16 protein-coding genes are annotated in these 17,298 nt (G+C 40.0%); 5 read left to right on the forward strand and 11 right to left on the reverse strand.

All coding sequences use genetic code 11. The annotated features are described in order from the left end of the window. Window positions 1-30 precede the first annotated feature (30 nt). A complete protein-coding gene (gene cofH, locus BV372_RS23255; protein ID WP_086688866.1) occupies window positions 31-1,170 on the reverse strand; it encodes a 7,8-didemethyl-8-hydroxy-5-deazariboflavin synthase subunit CofH in 1,140 nt (379 codons plus the stop codon). A gap of 632 nt (window positions 1,171-1,802) precedes the next feature. On the opposite strand from cofH, the gene BV372_RS23260 reads away from it, so the two are divergent. Continuing rightward, complete coding sequence (locus BV372_RS23260; protein ID WP_086688867.1) at window positions 1,803-3,077, forward strand: glycosyltransferase; 1,275 nt, start codon at window positions 1,803-1,805, stop codon at window positions 3,075-3,077. Between the two features lie 72 nt (window positions 3,078-3,149). Here the strand turns inward: BV372_RS23260 and BV372_RS23265 are convergent, their stop codons facing one another. Continuing rightward, a complete protein-coding gene (locus tag BV372_RS23265; protein WP_086688868.1) occupies window positions 3,150-3,755 on the reverse strand; it encodes a DUF3318 domain-containing protein in 606 nt (201 codons plus the stop codon). Window positions 3,756-4,008: 253 nt separating this feature from the next. Between BV372_RS23265 and BV372_RS23270 the strand changes: the two genes are divergently transcribed. Continuing rightward, a complete protein-coding gene (locus BV372_RS23270) occupies window positions 4,009-4,269 on the forward strand; it encodes a hypothetical protein (protein WP_086688869.1) in 261 nt (86 codons plus the stop codon). A gap of 103 nt (window positions 4,270-4,372) precedes the next feature. Here BV372_RS23270 and BV372_RS23275 read toward each other — a convergent pair whose 3' ends face one another. The 5 genes from BV372_RS23275 to BV372_RS23295 form a co-directional block, all read right to left on the reverse strand. Further along, window positions 4,373-6,118 (reverse strand): iron uptake porin, encoded by a 1,746-nt coding sequence (locus BV372_RS23275; RefSeq protein WP_086688870.1) that lies wholly within the window; start codon window positions 6,116-6,118, stop codon window positions 4,373-4,375. A 147-nt stretch (window positions 6,119-6,265) separates the two neighbouring features. Beyond that, window positions 6,266-6,874, reverse strand: coding sequence for a Crp/Fnr family transcriptional regulator (locus BV372_RS23280; RefSeq protein ID WP_086688871.1), 609 nt, complete (start codon window positions 6,872-6,874; stop codon window positions 6,266-6,268). A 1,157-nt stretch (window positions 6,875-8,031) separates the two neighbouring features. Further along, window positions 8,032-8,700, reverse strand: coding sequence for a phosphate signaling complex protein PhoU (phoU, locus tag BV372_RS23285; RefSeq protein ID WP_086688872.1), 669 nt, complete (start codon window positions 8,698-8,700; stop codon window positions 8,032-8,034). Window positions 8,701-8,729: 29 nt separating this feature from the next. After that, entirely contained in the window at window positions 8,730-10,061 is a 1,332-nt protein-coding gene (locus tag BV372_RS23290; protein WP_086688873.1) for a cell wall metabolism sensor histidine kinase WalK, read from the reverse strand. Window positions 10,062-10,114: 53 nt separating this feature from the next. After that, window positions 10,115-10,867, reverse strand: a complete 753-nt coding sequence (locus BV372_RS23295) for a winged helix-turn-helix domain-containing protein (RefSeq protein WP_086688874.1) — start codon at window positions 10,865-10,867, stop codon at window positions 10,115-10,117. Between the two features lie 473 nt (window positions 10,868-11,340). Here BV372_RS23295 and BV372_RS23300 point away from each other — a divergent pair, with 473 nt between their 5' ends. Further along, entirely contained in the window at window positions 11,341-12,324 is a 984-nt protein-coding gene (locus BV372_RS23300; protein WP_086688875.1) for a hypothetical protein, read from the forward strand. Window positions 12,325-12,391: 67 nt separating this feature from the next. Next, window positions 12,392-13,471 carry a hypothetical protein gene (locus BV372_RS23305; protein WP_086688876.1) on the forward strand — a complete coding sequence of 360 codons (1,080 nt, stop codon included), beginning with the start codon at window positions 12,392-12,394 and terminating at the stop codon, window positions 13,469-13,471. 451 nt (window positions 13,472-13,922) lie between these two features. Here the strand turns inward: BV372_RS23305 and BV372_RS37815 are convergent, their stop codons facing one another. The 4 genes from BV372_RS37815 to BV372_RS23320 all read right to left on the reverse strand — a co-directional run bounded on the left by BV372_RS37815 (window position 13,923) and on the right by BV372_RS23320 (window position 16,013). After that, window positions 13,923-14,048, reverse strand: coding sequence for a hypothetical protein (locus BV372_RS37815; protein ID WP_256973415.1), 126 nt, complete (start codon window positions 14,046-14,048; stop codon window positions 13,923-13,925). A gap of 500 nt (window positions 14,049-14,548) precedes the next feature. Beyond that, window positions 14,549-15,322, reverse strand: a complete 774-nt coding sequence (hisA, locus tag BV372_RS23310) for a 1-(5-phosphoribosyl)-5-[(5-phosphoribosylamino)methylideneamino]imidazole-4-carboxamide isomerase (protein ID WP_086688877.1) — start codon at window positions 15,320-15,322, stop codon at window positions 14,549-14,551. Between the two features lie 32 nt (window positions 15,323-15,354). Then, window positions 15,355-15,669, reverse strand: coding sequence for a DUF3593 domain-containing protein (locus tag BV372_RS23315; RefSeq protein ID WP_086688878.1), 315 nt, complete (start codon window positions 15,667-15,669; stop codon window positions 15,355-15,357). After that, a complete protein-coding gene (locus tag BV372_RS23320; protein WP_086688916.1) occupies window positions 15,666-16,013 on the reverse strand; it encodes a DUF2499 domain-containing protein in 348 nt (115 codons plus the stop codon). The genes BV372_RS23315 and BV372_RS23320 overlap by 4 nt, the downstream gene beginning before the upstream one ends. A gap of 224 nt (window positions 16,014-16,237) precedes the next feature. Between BV372_RS23320 and csaB the strand changes: the two genes are divergently transcribed. Further along, window positions 16,238-17,278 carry a polysaccharide pyruvyl transferase CsaB gene (gene csaB / locus BV372_RS23325; RefSeq protein ID WP_086688917.1) on the forward strand — a complete coding sequence of 347 codons (1,041 nt, stop codon included), beginning with the start codon at window positions 16,238-16,240 and terminating at the stop codon, window positions 17,276-17,278. Window positions 17,279-17,298 lie beyond the last annotated feature (20 nt).

Raw genomic sequence — 17,298 nt, forward strand, 5'->3', positions numbered from 1 at the left:
GTGCTGAGTTATGCGTTGTTACTCTTATTCTTAATTCATTACTTTTTGATACAGAGTATCTCTTTGATAGTAAGGTCGTCCTAACGAAGCGATCGCTATTTGTAAGGTTTCTACTTCCATTGATGTACCGCCCAAGGCTCCTGCCATTGTGGTAATGTGTTCCTCCATCAATGTGCCACCGATATCGTTGCAACCCCAAACTAAAGCCTCTTTAGCACCAGTCAGCCCCAGCTTTACCCAACTCGGCTGATGATTGGGAATCCAATTTCCTAAGTAAATCCGCGCCACAGCAGTCAGTAGCAGACTATCAGTTAAAATTGGTTGATCGCGTCCCACTCGACGGCGTAAAGCTTTAGGTGCTTCTTGTCCAACAAAAGGTAATAAAATAAACTCAGTAATTCTCGCCGAATAGCCGCGGTTAATCGCAGTTTGTTGGAGCGATCGCAATTTTTCTAAATGTCCTATTTGCTGTTCTGGACTTTCGATATGTCCTGAGAGCATAGTGCTAGTAGTGTACAAGCCTAATTGATGCGCTGTACTAACAATTTCTAGCCAAGTAGCTGTGTCAATCTTCTCCGGACACAGTACGCGCCGTACCTCATCATCCAACACCTCAGCTGCTGTTCCTGGCATTGAACCTACACCAGCATCCCGCAAAGCCGCAATCACATCAGCATAATTCAGTCCATCAGCTCTGGCGATAAATTGCACTTCCTGAGGAGAAAAAGCGTGCAAGTGTAGCTGGGGAAATTCCTGTTTGATGGTTTTCACCAACTTGAGATAATAAGGCAAAGATTTACCGTTGACCTGAGCTTGTGGGTTTAATCCCCCTTGCATACAGATTTCCGTTGCGCCCCGTCGCACTCCATCTGTAGCTTTCTCCAAAATTTGTGCCCAATCTAACCAGTAAGCACCATCATCACCATCATCACGCCGGAAAGCACAAAAACTACAGTGCTGCTCACAAATGTTAGTAAAGTTAATATTGCGGTTAACTACGTAGGTGACTGTATCACTGGCTTGAATGCGGCGGAGTTTATCAGCTGTGCTTTGAATAGCAGCGATCGCCTCTGGGTCTGTTTGTTTTAACAATACCACTCCCTCTGCGGGAGATATATCGTATCCCATTAGGGCATGGTCGAGAATAGCGTCAACAGTTTTAATAACCACAGTTCATCAAACAAAACCACATTTCTCATTTTGGCAATAAATTAGCTGATGCGTGTCACAGGTGAAAGGAATATCTATAGTATCTATTCCGGGTGTGACTTCCTCAAAATTTTCTATAAATGAGAATACCAAAAAATATCAACCCAAATAATTTTAATAGCAATTTTTTGTAAAATAGGATTGCTATTTTTATTTTTAAATATATTATCTTGGGATAGTTTTTTGTTTAAGTAACAAAAATAAAATTTTATGGTTATAGGTTATTAATTAAACTTTTATATTTCAAGTTAATTTAAAATATTCAGATACAAACAGATAAACACTCTGTAAAAGTATTATTGCTCCAGAAATAATGTATAATACTCAAGTGATACGATTAATAAGTAACTTAACATAAAGCCGCTATGGATTAATCTGCACTCATCTCGCTCTTATCGCACCTGTTTAGCAGTAGAGCCAATGTCCATCAAGGTAACGTGTAAAGTTAGGTTACTAGGCTGAGAAAAGTTTATATAAAATGTTAATCAACATCAATAAATAGCATAAAAAGTAGTGTAGTTTATATTAAAATCCAGCTAATTAGCAAGATAATTGTTCATTAATATACTCTTTTACTATTTGGATTCTGCTGAATGACTCACAGCCAAACCAATTCACTATTATCAGTCCCAACTGGTAAATTACAAATATCGGAATTGCCTCCTAAAATTGCAGATACTAATGGAGAAGCTATGCTTCTTTCTCTAGTAATTCCAACTTACAAAGAGCATGACAATATCAAGAATGTGGTTAAGGTATTGAGCCAGTTGTTGGATGAGTCTATTCCGGGACAGTATGAACTGATTGTGGTAGATGATGATAGTCCAGATCGAACTTGGGAAGTAGCACAATCCCTCACAGAGAAATACCCACAATTGCAGGTAATGCGACGCCAACAGGAACGGGGGCTATCTTCGGCGGTGATTCGTGGATGGCAAGTGGCAAGAGGAAGTATTTTAGGAGTGATTGATGGAGATCTACAGCATCCACCGGAAGTTTTGACACAATTGTTGGCTGAGATTGAACAGGGTGCGGATTTGGCAGTAGGTAGTCGTCATGTAGAAGGCGGCGGTGTTAGTAGTTGGAGTATTATCAGACGGTTATTGTCTCGTGGCGCTCAGGTTTTGGGATTGATTATCTTACCAGGAGTACTGGGAAGAGTTTCTGACCCCATGAGTGGTTATTTTATGGTGCGTCGAAATGCGATCGCAGGAGCAACACTCAATCCCGTAGGATATAAAATTCTCTTAGAAGTAATTGGGCGGGGAAGAGTCTGTGAAATTGCTGAAGTGGGCTATGTGTTCTGCGAACGCAAAGAAGGTGAAAGCAAAGTGACATGGAAGCAATATGTCGATTATTTACGCCACTTACTACGGTTGCGTCTTTCCACAGGACGTTTAGGACGAGTTAGCCAAGCTACAGGAAAGTTAGAAAAATTGAGTCAAAACATTGGTTTCCCCATTGGTCGATTTCTGCGCTTTGGGTTAGTGGGACTCAGTGGAGTATTTGTAGATATGACAATACTTTATTTGCTCAGTGACCCCACAACCCTAGCTTTACCTTTGACTCGCAGCAAAATCATTGCCGGTGAAATTGCCATTTTCAATAATTTTTTGTGGAATGATGCTTGGACCTTTGCTGATGTCTCCATGAAGCAGCAGGAATGGCGTCAACGTTTGAAGCGCTTTTTAAAATTCAATTTAATTTGCTTGGCTGGATTGATATTAAATGTACTAATTTTGAATTTAGTATTTAATTTCCTCATTCCCAACCGCTACATCGCCAACTTGATTGCGATCGCAATTGCTACTATCTGGAATTTCTGGGTGAATTTGAAACTTAGCTGGCGGGTAACTGACGTTAAATAGCTATCAAAAACTGTTACCTTTACCCAGCGATCGCTACATTGAATTTTCCACACCAGAATTTTTGACTCCTTGCTACTTTGTATAACTTTCTGGTAAACCCACAGGTGAAAAACCAGCGATCGCCCGTAAGTTTTGGCAACGGATCAACTCGGTAAAATTTAAACCAGAACGTCCCTCAATCTTGGCTATTTCTTCAATTGCAGATAACAAATGTTCGGCGGCTTCAGCTTCTGAGTAACCCCGCCGTTGTGCTATGCGAATTGCGGCTGCATCAGCATTTAATTCTAACTCTGGAGATTTATTAGTACGCCAGATCCGAAAGCTGGCGATCGCGCTTAATCCTACTGCGATCACTACACCTACTACATCTGACTGTGTTGATTCTATGACTCCACCCAACAGCCCTACTAGTACTACACCCTGATAAATATCAGGTTTGAACCACTTCACTCCCGTCAACCAGCTAACCGTTTGCAACAGCAGTAAATCTCTTTGTGATTTTGTCAAACGAAACCATAAATCGAAATTAATATATATTGGTCGCTCTTGATTCCAAGGCAGTGGAAAGAAACTATCAATTACCTTTGCTTGCTCAGGTTTACTGACGATTTTTGTCATCATACGTCCCGAAGCAGGCATTACATCTAGCAGACGGCGAATTTCAGCGTTTGGCTCCATAAATTTAATGATTAGCCATCATATGCATAGTACCTAATTCTGCAAAGAATTAACATTTCGTGCTAATCTTTGATTTGTGATAACTTCTCATGACAGTTACCTCAGCAAATTGTTATTTGTCAAAGGCACAGACCAAAGTATCAAAAAATTAATAGAGTAGTGTATAGTGTAACGGGATTGTATGGTACCCGTTTGCATAGAAGTTCAAAACATCAAGGTTTTGGATAACCATTAAGATTTAAATTTTAATTACATGGACGCTTTTGCTCCCACCCCGCCTGAATGGACAAATAAGGCAATTCATGCTCATCAGTTTTGCTGTCCTAACTGCAATTCAAGTAGCCGAGAAGCAGTAAACGTTTGGATGAATCGGCGATCGCCTGTGATGACAGAAGACCATCGCCGCAAATGGCAGGAGTTCTACAATTGTCACTGTGGTTATGCATGGTGGGCTTGGAGTAGCGATCGTCCGCCAACAGATCTGTCTAATCAACGGGATTTTAAGCCCACATAGCTATTGTTTACCATATAAAAAAAACCCGCCTCTTGGCGGGTTAAGTTTTAGTTATTCATAGGTTAATGGCGCTAATCGCATCATTACTAACTCATAACCAACTCTAGAAAGTAAAGGTGGTACGGAGAGTACCTACGTAAATCGTGTCGTTTCTGTCGTTATGCTCGGGATTGAAGATCACCAACAAAGCTGGGGTGACAGAAATATTATCACTTAGTGTCATTCTGTACTGTCCTTCTAGGTGATAGGAAGTACCTGCATCTTTCTGCTCTACACCGTTAGTAGCTCTAACGTCACTACTTGTTACTTTAGGTGGTTGACCAAATATAAAACCAAGTACATTACCCTTTTTGCCAAAGTCTTGGAGAGCAGCGGTAACGCCCCAGTAGAAAAGGTCTGCATTATTACCAGGGTTGACAGTGTAGCTAGTTAATGGTGCTCCACCAGCAGGGTTAGCAACAGTTGACGTAACAGCCGCACTGTTCGCAGCTTCGGCGTTACTATAGCCTACCCAACCAGAAAAAGTTAACTGAGTACTAGGTTTGAAGACAGCTTCAAAACCGTAATGGTTAGCGGAAGTAGGAACATTACCAAAGGGTGTACTTGCCAAGTTACTACCTGTAGCTTCAAACAGGTTTACACCACCAAGATTATTTTGAAAGGATCGGACGTAAGTTAATCCCAAGTTAAGTGTCTTGCTGGGTTGGAAAGCTATCTGAGCCAAGGCTGCATAGTTACCGTCAGTTAGACCTGCGCTCTCCACAGGACTACTAGCGGTGTTAGTCCGACCACCAGCTAAGTAACCTACAGACGCACTTAATGCTCCATTGGGATTAAAGGTTATGGTCGCACCCGCGCCACCTTGCCCTTGTCTGTAAATGGGGCTGAATCGACCATAACGGGAAATAGACCCCTTGGCGCTGCTAGCAAAAACAGGGTTGAAGCTGTTAGTGTTTTCCCAAAACTCACCATTGTTGGCATCAACCTTGACGCGTAAAGCATCGCTCAAGTTGAAAGCATAGTTGATTTTATCTATGGCAACGCTATTGGGATTAGTATCAAATCCGTCATATGCCAGACGGGTCATGTTGGTACCCGTGGAAGCAGCGCCATAAATAGCGTTGCCGTTATTGAAAACATTCCCTGCTTGCAAACGGATTTGCAATTGATCCTTACCAGTGAAGCTGCTGAGCAAGTTTAGACGAACTCGGTCATTAAAAGTTATGTTACTGTCTAAATTTCTTCTTGGAACAATTCCAGCTGGATCGTTGATCAGCGTCCGGGAGCCAATGGCTTGATCGTCGCCAAAGGAATCAGATACGCTGAAAATCGCTTCACCAACCAACTTAGTAGTAGTAGAGAACTGATTGGCTTCTAGTTCAGCAGTACGGGCTTCTAAGGCATCCACACGACCGCGTAAAGTAGCTAATTCAGCCGCAAATTCTTCTTGTAAGCGCTGTAAGGTAGCTAAATCTTGTTTAGTTACCAGGTCACTGGTAGCTGTTGCAATTAACTCGTTAACTCTGTCTAAACAAGCATTCAAACCAGCAGCGAATTCATAACGCGTTAAGGCACGGTTACCACGATAAGTACCGTTGGGATAACCTGCAATACAGCCATAGCGCTCAACCAAGGATTGTAAAGCCTGAAATGCCCAGTCTGTAGGCTGTACATCCGAAAATTGTGAAACGGATGTAACCTGATCCATGCCGCTAGAGTCCTGCGACAACTGAGTAACAGGGGTTACCTGTTCGTTAGCTTCAGCAGCCAAGCTACTATTAGCAGCCAAAAATGTAGTAGCAACAACAAGTGGGCCGATCTTTATAAGATCCCAGAATACTTTTGTCATTGTTCTTTTTCTCGCTCACACCTAACTAATTCACTCTAATGTAAACTTCCCAAAAATTTTGAAATTGGGGAATCTACTTATTAAGTCAACAATGATTTTACCAAACTTAATTGGTAATTCTTACAAGCAAACCAAGACTATATTACCCTATTTTGTGATGACTTTATTAGGTAAGCGAAGAATCATCCGTCGTTTATTACGCAAAATTTGCCCTTCTTCTTCAAATTGCTGTAAAAGTCTTGTTATGGTTACTCTTGTCGTATTTAAAACTTCAGCTATTTCTTGATGAGTCACATTTAGGGCAAGCAGTTTGCCATCTTCTACTTCCCGACCAAATTTTTCACTTAACCATACTAAAAATTGCCACAAGCGTTGTGATATAGGTTTACGATGTACTATACTTAGCAATTCCTCCGCTTGTTGAATGTGGGACAATAAAGCGTCTATATCTTGATGCCAAAGCTGAGGTGGCACAACACTCACTTCCACGCTTGTTAAAGATTCAATTTGGTAGGGTTTGATTTTAGATAAGGGATAGCCAATGATATCGCCTGGTCCCCAATAACCAAGAGTAATAAATGTTCCATCTTCACTCCAAGTTAAGGTACGAACGGCTCCCCGCTCAATTCGCCAAAGTACTTCACTCCGGAGTGGAATTACCTCTCTACGAGTAAATATCCTTTGAGGTAACTGTCCATTTACTATGAAATTATTTAATTTAGTAGAAGATTCTGCGGTAGGACTTGGGGAATACATTCAGATATAGGTTTGATGGAGTAGAAATGCTTGAATGCTCGAAGAATAGCCGAGATTACTTTGATACTTGATTAATAAATTATAAGGTTTGGGAAAATTAGTTCAGAAGTTTTTTTTACTATGGATAGTTATAGAAATTCTACTCAACAAAAATATTCAATGATAAAATAAATGATGGCTGTTTTGGGTTAATTATTTATAGTAATTTTAAAATTTAAGACTAAGGATGATTTCATTTTTAATTATAAATCTATAAATCATTTGCATAAAAGATTAAAGTCATTGGAATATCTGATTCTGAATATAGATATTAGTTAATAGTAGTCCGGACATATGAGTCAATTTAAATTATTTAGTTTTGTTTAGAATTGAATTAGTAGATTATTTTTGCGTTGACTAGGTTGATTTAATTAAAAGTTAACTAAAATCTTCATACTTAACTATATTGGGTGAAGAAAATTTCTTGTTTGGCATACTTTAGCAAAGTTAAAAGGATTTACTGATATTTTTAGCTAAAACTAAGTATTACTTTTGACAAAATTGTTAAACTTTTTAGAATAGAAATCTGTTATGCTCCATACATTTCTCTACTTAAATAACTCTCAGATAATATAAATAAATAAGACTAAGTATTTTTTAAGTAGAACCCCTGATTCTTGCTTATCTTTTACTAGCTTGTGATCTTGCTTTGATTATGTTAAATTACATGTACTTTTTTATACAAAATTTTATCAACTTAATATTGATCTCCTTGAACTTTTTTTCCTAAACATAAAGGTATCCAAACAGTCATACTTATCATTCTGACTGCGCAAGAAGTATCACTGTGTTATTTTGGCTTAACTTTAAATTTGAAAGTTTAAGAATAGGTAAGCTTTTAGTGAAATGTATGCGACTTCACTAATTTTTCATTTGATATTTTGCTTTTATAGTCGATATTCCGCCAGTATCGTAAAAAGTTATAGTAATTGAAACTCTCAGCTATCAATGCTTTCAGCGATTATGATGCTTTAAGCAAGCTCTGTGAAATATTGAGTTGAAAAAGAAATACTGATGTTTTGGCGTGTGCTGCTGTGACTAATAGGCCAGCAAAGCATACCTAAGGATTGGCTATTAACCAATTCCCAAGCCCTGATTTTAGGATTTAGCAGTTTTAATTAGGAACGTTGACCAGTAACAATATATGCTACTCGTTGACCAATGTTAGTGGCGTGATCTGCCATGCGTTCTAGGCAGCGAATTGCCAAGGCTAAAAGCACAATTGGTTCTACTACGCCAGGAACATCCTTTTGAAAAGCTAAAGTCTGATAAAGGCGTTCATACGCATTATCAACAACATCATCTAATCGCTTAACACTTCGCCCGCCAGCTTCATCCAAATCAGCTAAAGCCACTAAACTAGTAGCTAACATAGCCTGAGCGTGATGGGACATAATTGCAATCTCTGGTAAAGACGCATGAGGCGGGTAAGGAAAAATTTTAATCGCAATTTCAGCAAGATCTTCAGCGTAATCCCCAATCCGTTCTAAATCTCGCACTAGCTGCATAAAAGCACTCAAGCAACGTAAATCTTGTGGCGTAGTTGCTTGCAGTGTCATGATTGCCGTACAGTCTGACTCGATTTGTCGATAAAAGCGATCAATTTTTTTATCTAACTGCGGAAGCGCCTCAGCTGCTGTTAGATTGCGGGAAAATAAAGCTTGGTGGCTGAGACGAAACGATTGTTCCACCAAAGCTCCCATGCGTAAGACATCACGCTCTAAGCGCCTAATAGCGCGCGCCAGCTGGGGTCCATCGGGATTGGGGCTATAAAAGACAGCTTTCACACTTGTATTCTCAAACGTGAAGATATTTTTTAACTATAGTCTTGGCTTGAAGTATTTGCCATTACTTCCGGAAGTTGTACTTGTATCCATGCTCCACCAGTTTCGGGGTGATTCATAGCTTTGATTAAACCACCGTGGGCAAGAACAATTTGCCTGACTATTGCTAAACCTAAACCACTACCAACAATTGTAGTTGTGGAATTATTATCTTGTACTGAATCCCGAGTCCGTGCTTTATCTCCTCGGTAAAAACGCTCAAAAACATGGGGTAAATCTGTTTCTGAAAATCCAACTCCGGAATCAACGATATTGATTTCTAGGGTCGGAGAAGTAGGATTGCCCTTATGGGTATCTTTTGCCGATAAAATTTTGGCTTGGACTTGAATAGTTGTACAAGGAGGACTGTATTTAATACTGTTGTCTAGCAAGTTGAGAAAAACTTGGTACATCCGGGAGCGATCTGCTTTAATCCAGAAAGATTCTGGTCCAGAATAGTTAAGATTGAGATGCTGCCTTTGTGCCAATGGTTCTAAAGTTTCCCAAACAGATGCAATTAGCGATCGCACTTCCATTGCTTCAGGATGAAGTTGGATGCTTGGGTCTGTTTCCATTTGAGTAAGATCTAACCAACCTTGTACCAAGTTGATCAAGCGATCAACTTCTTGCATGAGGCGGTTAACCCAACGATTTAAAGGTGGTTCTAAACGGTTTTGTAAAGTTTCCACAACTAAACGAATTGAAGTCAGTGGTGTTCTAAGTTCGTGTGCTAAATCCGAAAAAGAACGATCTCTGACTTGATTCATATCTAGCAGGGGTTGGCGATTTTCTAAAAATACTCCCACTTGCCCTTTATGTAAGGGAAAGCCAGATGCTCGTATAGTCAGAGATTTTATTTCTAACATTGCTGTTGCATTCTCACAAGAAGGGTGAAACACCCACTCTTTGACTCGTGGTTGTTGGCAATCACGAGTTTGCTCAATTAAACGGTCAAGTTCATAAGAACGCACTAATTCCAGTAACAACCGCACTTGTCCTGGTTGCCATCTCTCCAGATATAATATCTCCCGAGCTTGCTGATTGCACCACAGCAGTTGATTTTCTTCATCTACCTGCAAATATCCCAATGGTGCAACATCTAGCAGTTCTTGGTAAGTTTCCAGTGACTGCTGTAAATCCTGCCGTTGCTGCTTCACTAACGCAATTTCCTGCCGTAAATGAGGAATCAGCGGCAGTATTACCTTAGAAGAGTGAGAATTTAAAGGTTTGAGTACTCGCTCCAGGTAGCGGTCTAGTTGAACCTGTTGCCAAATCCAAAACCCAACGCCTACTGCTAAACCCAAACAAAATCCCAATAAAAGCATTTAAGTCATTAGTTTTTTGATAACAAGTAAAAACTAACAACTATCCTAAGCAATTATCCAAATCGATAGCCAAAACCTCTGACAGTCACAATGTACTCTGGACGACTAGGATCTAGCTCTAATTTTTCCCGCAACCAACGGATGTGAACATCTACAGTTTTGCTATCTCCAACAAAATCTGGTCCCCATACTTGATCCAGCAATTGTTCGCGCGACCATACCCGACGGGCATAACTCATAAACAGTTCTAGAAGCCGAAACTCTTTGGGTGACAGACTCACTTCTTGACCGCGAACCAGCACGCGACACTCTTGAGGATTCAAGCTGACATCTTTATACTTTAATACGGGTAGTTGCGGCAATGTGCTGAAACGCTGGCGGCGAAGTAAAGCACGGCAACGAGCAACTAACTCCCGCATACTAAAGGGTTTGGTGAGATAGTCATCTGCTCCCACTTCTAAACCCAGAACACGGTCAGTTTCACTACCTTTGGCACTAAGCATCAAAATTGGTACTGGGTTTCCTTGATGGCGTAGCAAGCGACAAATATCTAAGCCATTGATCTGCGGCAGCATCAAATCAAGGATGACCAAGTCAAAGGAAACTTCTCCTGAATTCGGTTCAAAACTTTTGAGATATTCTACAGCCGATCGCCCATCAGTAGCCGTAACTACTCCATAGCCTTCTTCTTCCAACGCTACCACTAGCATTTCCCGTATTAGTTCTTCATCTTCTACTACTAGAACGCGGCTGGTTTGCCCTATATCCGCTTTGGCAGAAAACTTGGTTGATTCGCTGGTATACATTGAGATCACAAAAGTTTGGGTCTGTACTGCTATCAAGTCGATGACTGAATCAATTATCGAGCCTCAGTGCATTTAAGCCTTCAAGCATAATGCTCTACTTGATAAAATGTAACATTCATCACAGAATCTTACATATTATAAATCACTACGGCTACAAGCAGATAAGAGCGTTTTTGAGAGAAGGAAATATTGAATTTTTGTATATCCGCAATTCCTGCTTGACAATAGCGAAACTAGTTGAGTATATTTTCTATAGTACATAAGTACTATAAACTAAAGAAAGCTTTCCCATTGAAACAAGCGGACACTTGTGTAGATAGTTATTAGGGATTTTAAGTGTCTGTTGATTTTTTGTTTCAGTATTTGCACTGCGTGAAAAACGCATATTTACAGGCTACTCTGATGTCTGCATAGGTAAGTCTTGGTATGGCTTGCTACTCACTACATTGTTGCATGTTTAAAGGAGTTGGAAGATGACTACAGTTGCAGTCAAAGACAGCAAACAACAAATAGTACAAGCATTTCAACAAATTATTGCAGAAAGGAAAAAATTAGATTCAAAAATAGCTACGAAACAAGAAGAAGCAGCAAAGGCAAAAAACCAAGAAATTCTGGTAGCTGCTTCTACATACACTGTTGATAGTATTGTTAAAGGTTTAGCAGATTTACAATTAGAGTTTGGTGGCATTGTCAATGCCCTATCTGAAAAATTAGCTCAAGAAAATTCTAAATTAGATGAATTAAACCGAGCTATAGAAATTGCCAATCAGCAGTTACAAGAGCTTCAGCAGATCAGAATTGTAGCAGACGCTTTAGATATTTTAAATCAAGAACATCAAGAAAAATTAAAAATTTTAGAACAAGAAATTGCCAGTAAGCGAGAAGCTCTTGAGAAAGAAATTACCACTAGGCGTAAAGAGTGGCAAAAAGAGCAAGCAGAATACGAAGAAGCACTACAAGCTTATAACGATTTATTAGTTAAACAACGCACCTCAGAAGCAGAAGAGTATCAATATAAGTTAGAAACAACTCGAAAAATAACTACAGATGCATATGAGGCAAGAAAACGCAACTTAGAACGGGAAATACAAGAAAACACTCAACAGAAACAGAAAAACTGGGCTGAACGTGAAAAAATCCTCACTGAACGTCAACCTTTGTTTACAGAATACGAGAAAAAAGTAGCAGCATTTCCTACCGAGTTGGAAGAAGCAGTTAAGAAAGCCAGAGAAGAAGCAATTAAAGAGACAAGTCAAAAGGCTAAAGTCGAAGCTGATTTGTTTGAGAAAGAGTGGGAATCTAGCAAACAGAGTTATGAATTAAAAATTCAATCTTTAGAAGAAACTATTCAAAAACAAACTCAGCAAATTGAAGGAATTTCTGCTCAACTACAAACTGCGTTGAAACAGGCGCAAGACTTAGCAATGAGAGCTTTTGATAGTTCTAATACTAAATAATGATTAATTAGATGATGACAATTTTAATTGTCTTGATAAGTGAATTTTGAAATCATGGAGATTTGTTGTGGTAGTTAAAAAACCAACTGATAAGAGCACTAAAGCTGAGATCCTTCAAGCTTATGAAGAGTTAGCAAAAGAGACAGCAGCCGTTAAAACACAACTGAATCAAGCACTGAAAGAAAACCAATCTGTTGCTAAAGAGAAGCCCAAATTAGAGCCAACAACTACTATGAATCCACAATCTACTGTTCAGCAAAAGATGAATTATACAATTGAAAGCTTGGCTAAAATTCAGTTAGGCTTTGGTAGTGCGGCCAATGAATTATCCGAACAGCTAACTACGCAAGCCTCTAAATTAGCAGAAATTAGAGAAAATGTAGAAAAGGAAGTAGAACAGCTAAAGCAACTACATAATTTAGAAATATCTGAAGATATTTTGGATACTTTAATTACTAACTATGAAGATAATTCTAAAAACTATCAAGAAGAGTTTAGTCAGCAGAAAGAAGTATTATTACAAGAAATAGATGATCAAAGGAAAACTTGGATAAAAGAACAAGATGAAAGTAACAGATTAATCAAAGAAAGAGATGAAAATCTCAAAAAGACTCGACAAAGAGATGATATTGAGTATAAATATAATTTAGAACTGCAACGGAAGTTAGCAAAAGATGAATACGAACAGCAGCAAAAAGAATTAAACAAGCAATTAGAAGAATTTCAGCAAGAAATAGAGAAAGAGTGGGCTGAACGCGAAAAAATAATTGCTGAACGCGAAAAACAATTTGAAGAATATAAAGCTAAGGTAGAAGCATTTCCAAAAGATAAAGAAGCTGCTCTCAAAAAAGCAACAGAGGAAGGTAAGGGCATTGCTTACTATCAAGCTAAAATAAAATCAGATTTATACAGTAAAGAAGTAGAAGGGCAAAAACGTTTTTATGAACAGAGATTGCAATCTTTAGAACAAAATATTACTAATCAAGATACTCGCATTCAAAACCTTTCTAAGCAACTTGAATCTGCCCTCAAGCAAGTTCAGGATTTAGCAGTAAAAGCTATTGAAGGAACTGCAAATGTAAACTCATATCAAGCAATTAAAGAAATAGCCTTAGAACAAGCAAAAAGTCAAGTGAAGAACAAATAAGCTAATTGTATTTTCCAAATAAATGTAGAGATGTAACTAGAGTTACATCTCTACAAAATAAAACAGGATTTTTATATTTATCAAAAGTCTTGATGCAGAGTTAGTTGTCTCTTTTAGGCGGAATACCATTATTTATCGGTTTTTTTCTGCTTGCTGCTTGATTAGCTATATTTTTATTATTTGATGATTGCTGAGAATTATTTTGTGTGTTGGACATAAGACTAAACCTGTGAATAATTTATTTATCTATGTTTTAAATCTACATAGTGTGCAGCTAAATCTCCGGAAATTATTTAAATACTTTATATTCAAGAGAATTCAAAACAGTTAAAAAATAGGTATTCAAAAAAATAGAGACGCTATAACTTTACGTCTCTAAAACAGAGGAAACCCATTATTTTTATTTAAAAAGTTTAAAAATTAAATTCTCAAAAATTCAATAACCAGACACTTAGTTTGTATCATCCAATTTTTTAGGCTGCTGTTGATTCTCAGGCTTTTTGTTGCTGTTGAATCTGATAGCACCAGGCTCAGTTTTGGCTGGCTTGCCATTGTTGGGAGGTTTTCGACGAGCCATAGAAACACAATCTTTGATAGTTAACTCTCTACAAATTGAACTACAGGAGTATAAATTATTAATCCGGAAAATTTAGGAAAAGAGCTAACGTGTAGCCTAATATATCTTGCTGCTGGTAGATACTCATCAATTTTCCGTAAAAGGATGAGTGTCCCATATCTCCAGATGTTGACTTTTCCACATGAGTATCCCATTTTGGCAGTCGCCCTCAGACTAGAAGTCTGGGGCTACATAAACAAAGCCTGCCTCCGCAGGCTAGATGTCGCCAGGGATTTTTCCTAGGTGAGATGCTTGCCCTTTCTATTATCCCCAGATGTTGACCTTTCCACGTGAGTATCCCATTTTGGCAGTCGCCCTCAGACTAGAAGTCTGGGGCTACATAAACAAAGCCTGCCTCCGCAAGCTATATGTCGCCAGGGATTTTTCCTAGGTGAGATGCTTGCCCTTTTGATCTTCTGGCCGGATTAACTTTGTAATCTGGTTACAGAGGGGAGGTAATGTTAAGCAAAGGTGGAAAAATCTAGATTGGGTGGAATATCTTGAATACGTCCTGGACCGATCGCACGCAGTGCTTCTTTGAGATCAATATCACCAGTGTACAAGGCACGACCTACAATTACACCAGTAACACCTTGTGGTTCCAATGCCAACAAGCTTAACAAATCGGTAACAGAACTCACCCCTCCAGAGGCAATTACTGGTATAGAAATTGTGGCAGCGAGTTCTCGCAACGCTTCTAAATTCGGACCGGCGAGAGTTCCATCGCGGTGGATGTCGGTGTAGATGATCGCAGCTGCTCCCAATTCTTGCATTTGTACAGCTAGTTGAGTGGCTAAAACTTCTGAAGTTTCTAGCCAACCGCGAGTTGCTACTAGTCCGTTACGGGCATCAATACCGATAATAATCTGTTCGGGAAATTCTTGGCAGAGTTGCTGTACTAGCTGGGGTTGTTCTACGGCAATAGTTCCCAAAATCGCCCGCTGTACGCCTATATTCAATACTTGCTTTACGCTGGCCTTGTCGCGCAATCCCCCGCCTACTTGAATCGGTACTGATACCGCTTGGGCGATCGCTTCAATTGCGCCCAAGTTTACTACTTTACCGGCTTTAGCACCATCGAGATCAACCACGTGTAGCCTAGCAGCACCCTGATCAACCCACTGTTTGGCAACATCAGCAGGGTTTTCACTAAAAACTTGCGATCGCTCGTAGTCTCCCTGATAAAGTCGCACACAGCGGCCTTCTAGTAAATCAATTGCTGGAATTACATCCATTTACCTCATCCTCAATGCAATCACAAAGCTAGCTATACGTGCGTTTTTTCTGTGGAAGTTTTGAGTTTTAATTGCCTTACAGCTTGCCAAAAACCCAGCACAACTAAGATATTAGCAAGGGTCAAAAACACTTCTGCACCACCATGCAACCAATCGACATCTGCCAAAGCTTTGCCATAATGAACTTTGGCATAAATTCCCGCTGGGATGGTGACACCCACAAATACTAAAGTGCCGTAAAATCCATACAAAGCCAAACGCGGCATTTGCTTACTGCGGCTGATAAACCACAAGAAACCCAAATAAGGAAACAGTGAAAGGGCAAAAAGGGCGTCTTTAGATATCATCGCTCTGATTTGATAGGTTGGGCTGCAACAGGATTAATTTCTTTGTGAGCAGTCTTGGTGGAACGCCAAATCCACACCGCAGCTGCCCAAAGGGTAAAATTACCAACTAAGGTCATGGTAGCTTGAAGCGTTACCAGCCATTCTAAAGATTCGGGATTGTCGAAATAGTGCCAAGTGCAAGCACACATAGCACTAACCAAAGCCGGTAACATGGCGAAGGATAATCCCCACCAAGTCCGGTTACCAGTGAGTTCGCCGTAAGTCCAGATTAACCAAATGGCGGCAATCCACTCAATGACGCTAGAAACATGAATAATCCAGGTGGGAATTGAAAGGGCGTGCATAAGTAAGTCAAAAGTCAAAAGTCAAGAGTCAAGAGTCAAGAGTTATTTCTCCGCGTCTCCGCGTCTGTTTGTCTTTGTTCCCTGCTCCTCATCCCATCTTCCCACAAGAAAAATCTAATTTTTTGGGAAGTATGCCAGCCATCTCACCTAACATTTGTATAAGTGATAGATAATCAGGTGCAAAGAAAGTCGAATAGCTCAATCCAAAATTAAAAATGAAACCGATGCGGGCGTTATTATCTGGGTATTACGGAAAAGGTAATGGTGGTGACGAAGCTTTATTGGCAACGCTGTTGCAAATGCTACCGCCTCATGTCACACCTGTAGTGCTTTCTGGTAATCCTGACCAAACCCGCGATCGCTATGGTGTAGAATCTCACAATCGCATGGCTGTTTCAGCTGTACTGCAAGCTTTGCGCTCTTGTGATGCTTTTATTTGGGGTGGTGGCAGTTTAATCCAAGATGTTACCAGTGCCATTAACCCATTTTATTATGGGGGATTGATGACTTTGGCGCAGAAAATGGGTTTAAAAACCGTAGCTTGGGCCCAGGGAATTGGTCCCTTGAAACGTCCGCAAACTCGTTGGTTAGCCAGACAGACTTTTGCTAGTTGTACCAAAGTTAGTGTACGCGATCGCGCTAGTGCTGCTTTGTTATCTGATTGGCAAATTCCTTGTCTGCTTGCGCCCGATCCAGTTTGGGCTTTGGAGTCCAAGCCAGTACCCGGACTTTGGGATTTACCTGCGCCTAGAGTTGCTGTAACTTTGCGATCTCATCCTCAACTTACAGAAATGCGCTTAGCAAATTTAACTCGCGCTTTGGCTGATTTTCAAAAAGCCACGCAAACGTTCATTTTACTCCTGCCATTTCAAAAGAGTGAAGATTTAGGCATTGCTGAGGCAATTCAACCCCAACTCAAAGATGTTAGCCAGATTATGTGTCTGGAAGATCCGCAACTTTTAAAAGGTGTCTATCGCGGTGTAGAGATGGTTATTGGGATGCGCCTACACAGCTTGATCATGGCAGCAGCTGAAGGTTGTCGCTGTTTTGCTCTCAGTTACGACCCCAAAGTGAATCGCCTCATGGAAGACTTAGAAATGCCTGGGTGGGATTTGGCGGCGATACCAGAGCAACCCAATTTAATTAGTACAACTTGGATGGAGCATTACGCCAATGGCGATCCACTGTCGCCGGAGCAAATTCAGTCTTTGGTGGATCGAGCCTTAATGCACCGTGAGTTGTTGAGTGAAGCATTAATAACTTAGACTTCTTGCATAAGCCGATT

Origin of the sequence: Nostoc sp. T09 (assembly GCF_002154695.1) — a bacterium.
Classification (GTDB): domain Bacteria; phylum Cyanobacteriota; class Cyanobacteriia; order Cyanobacteriales; family Nostocaceae; genus Aulosira.

Bases quoted from the DNA above. Each gene is read 5' to 3' on its own strand.
- BV372_RS23275 (WP_086688870.1), bottom strand. From the start codon at position 6,118: ATGACAAAAGTATTCTGGGATCTTATAAAGATCGGCCCACTTGTTGTT.
- csaB (WP_086688917.1), top strand. From the start codon at position 16,238: ATGCGGGCGTTATTATCTGGGTATTACGGAAAAGGTAATGGTGGTGAC.
- BV372_RS37815 (WP_256973415.1), bottom strand. From the start codon at position 14,048: ATGGCTCGTCGAAAACCTCCCAACAATGGCAAGCCAGCCAAAACTGAG.
- BV372_RS23300 (WP_086688875.1), top strand. From the start codon at position 11,341: ATGACTACAGTTGCAGTCAAAGACAGCAAACAACAAATAGTACAAGCA.
- BV372_RS23280 (WP_086688871.1), bottom strand. From the start codon at position 6,874: ATGTATTCCCCAAGTCCTACCGCAGAATCTTCTACTAAATTAAATAAT.
- hisA (WP_086688877.1), bottom strand. From the start codon at position 15,322: ATGGATGTAATTCCAGCAATTGATTTACTAGAAGGCCGCTGTGTGCGA.
- BV372_RS23265 (WP_086688868.1), bottom strand. From the start codon at position 3,755: ATGGAGCCAAACGCTGAAATTCGCCGTCTGCTAGATGTAATGCCTGCT.
- BV372_RS23315 (WP_086688878.1), bottom strand. From the start codon at position 15,669: ATGATATCTAAAGACGCCCTTTTTGCCCTTTCACTGTTTCCTTATTTG.
- BV372_RS23270 (WP_086688869.1), top strand. From the start codon at position 4,009: ATGGACGCTTTTGCTCCCACCCCGCCTGAATGGACAAATAAGGCAATT.
- BV372_RS23295 (WP_086688874.1), bottom strand. From the start codon at position 10,867: ATGTATACCAGCGAATCAACCAAGTTTTCTGCCAAAGCGGATATAGGG.
- BV372_RS23260 (WP_086688867.1), top strand. From the start codon at position 1,803: ATGACTCACAGCCAAACCAATTCACTATTATCAGTCCCAACTGGTAAA.
- BV372_RS23290 (WP_086688873.1), bottom strand. From the start codon at position 10,061: ATGCTTTTATTGGGATTTTGTTTGGGTTTAGCAGTAGGCGTTGGGTTT.
- BV372_RS23320 (WP_086688916.1), bottom strand. From the start codon at position 16,013: ATGCACGCCCTTTCAATTCCCACCTGGATTATTCATGTTTCTAGCGTC.